Raw genomic sequence first — 2432 nt, forward strand, 5'->3', positions numbered from 1 at the left:
CCACCGGCACGTCGCGGCCGAGCCGCTCGGCCACGCGCGTCGCGACGCGCACGGCCGCGAGCGAATGGCCGCCGAGATCGAAGAAGTGATCGCCACGGCCCACGCGCTCGAGATTCAGCACGTCGCACCAGATCGCCGCGAGCGCGGCTTCGTCGCCGTCGTGCGGCGCTTCGTACGCGCGTTCGACGCGTACCGGCGCCGGCAGCCGTGCACGGTCGACCTTGCTGTTCGCGTTGCGCGGCAGCGCGTCGAGCACGATCAGTTGCGCAGGCACCATGTAGTCGGGCAGCGTGCGGCGCAGGTGCGCGTCGAGCGTCGCCGCTTCGACCGGTTGCGCGGCCGCCTGTGCGTCGGCGGTCAGTTCGACATACGCGACGAGCTGCGCGAGTGCGCCCTGCCCGTGCACGACCGCGCAGGCTTCGCGCACCGCGTCGTGCGCGGCAAGCTGGGCCTCGATCTCGCCGAGTTCGATGCGCAGCCCGCGCAGCTTCACCTGGTGGTCGACGCGGCCGATGAAGTCGAACACCCCATCCGCGCGACGCCGCACGAGGTCGCCGGTGCGGTACAGCCGCGCGCCCGGCGCGCCGTACGGATCGGGCACGAAGCGCTCGGCCGTCAGCGCCGGGCGGTCGAGATAACCGCGCGCGACGCCGATCCCCTCGCCGCCCAGGTACAGTTCGCCGATCACGCCGACCGGCAGCGGATGCAGCCGTTCGTCGAGCACGTGCGCGGTGCGTGCGCCGACCAGCGTGCCGATCGGCAGGTATGCGGCGTCGCCGAGCTTCGCGAGATCGTCGCCGGGCCGGAACATCCACAGCGTCGGCGTGATGACCGTCTCGGTCGGGCCGTAGCCGTTGACCACGCGCACGTTCGGCAGCGCGCGGCGCAGCATCGCGAACGCCTCGCGCGACGTCGCCTCGCCGCCGACCGTCAGCGAACGCAGCGTCGGCGGTGCACCATGCGCGAGCGCCCATTCGGCGAGCTGCGCGGCGCAGCCGGGCGGCACGTACGTCATCGTCACGCCGTCGCGGACCATCATCGCGCAGGTCTGCGCGGGCGGCCACAGCACGTCGGCCGTCACCGACACGGCGGCGCCCGACATGTATTGCGAAAACCAGCCTTCGTGCGCGCCGTCGAAGTTGACCGACTGGAACAGCAGGAACACGTCGTTCTCGCCGGCGCCGTAGCGTTCGGCGATCGCCGCGCAATGCAGCGCGAACGACGCGTGGTCGACGATCACGCCCTTCGGCTTGCCGGTCGAGCCCGACGTGTAGATCGCATAGGCCGCGTGGCCCGGCAGCACGTCCGGCAGCACGACGTGCGCGGCTTCGTCGAGGGCGTCGACTTCGTCGGCGCGCCACACGCACAGCTCCGGCAGCGCGGGCAGCGACGCGGCGCTCGCGCGGTCGGTCAGCACGTGCGTGATGTTCGCATCGCCGACGATCTGCGCGAGCCGTTCGCGCGGATGCGCGGGATCGAGCGGCACGAACGCGGCGCCCGATTTCAGCACCGCGATCAGCGCGACGAGCAGGTCGACCGAGCGCTGCAGCGCGACGCCGACGCGCATTTCCGGGCGGACGCCGGCCGCGACCAGATGGCGCGCCAGCCGCGCCGCGCGTGCATCGACTTCGCCGCGCGTCAGCGCGCGATCGATATCGGCGACGCCGCGTGCGTCGGGCCGCGCCTGGGCATGCGCGGCAATGCGGGCATGCACCGGCACGAACGGTTCGGATTCGGTCGCGCCCGCCGGGGCGTTCCATGCGAAAAGCTGCTCGCGTTCAGCGGCGGGCAGCCAGTCGAGATCGCCGATCGGCATGTCCGGGCGTGCGAGCGCGTCGTCGAGCAGCGTGACGAAGCGTGCGGCCAGCCGGGCGATCGCGTCCGCCTCGAACAGGTCGAGTGCGTAGATGAACGCGGCGTCGAACGTGCCGTCCGGCGTCGCTTCGACCGACAACGTCAGGTCGAATTTCGCGGATGGCGTGCCCGACGGCAGCAACGCGGCCGCTGCCGCGCCGAGCGCCGGCAGCGCGCGGCGCTCGCCGTAGGCGGCCATCACCTGGAACAGCGGATGGTGGCTCGCACTGCGCGGCACGCCGAGCGCATCGACGACCTGCTCGAACGGCACGTCCTGGTGCATCTGCGCGTCGACGAGCGCGCGCTGCGTGCGCGCGACCAGCGACGAGAAATCGCCGTGCGCGGGCACGTCGACGTCGATCGCCAGCGTGTTGACGAAGAAGCCGATCAGGCCGGCGACCTCCGCGCGTTCGCGGTTCGCGGCCGGCACGCCGACGCAGATCCGCGCGTCGCCGGTCGCGCGCGCCAGCAGCGCATCGAGCGCGCCGAGCAGCACCGCGCACGGCGTGGCGCCCAGATCGCAAGCGCGTCGAGTAAGGAACGAGTGTTTGCTTAGGTGGTGATCTTGGTGGTCGGCG

At 72.2% G+C, this 2432-nt stretch carries 1 pseudogene; it reads right to left on the reverse strand.

Annotated elements, in window-relative coordinates:
• Window positions 1-2368 (reverse strand): annotated as a pseudogene (locus G3N96_RS38340) (amino acid adenylation domain-containing protein); the annotation flags it as partial.
• Window positions 2369-2432 lie beyond the last annotated feature (64 nt).

Source organism: Burkholderia sp. Se-20373, from assembly GCF_017104705.1.
Lineage (GTDB): Bacteria > Pseudomonadota > Gammaproteobacteria > Burkholderiales > Burkholderiaceae > Burkholderia.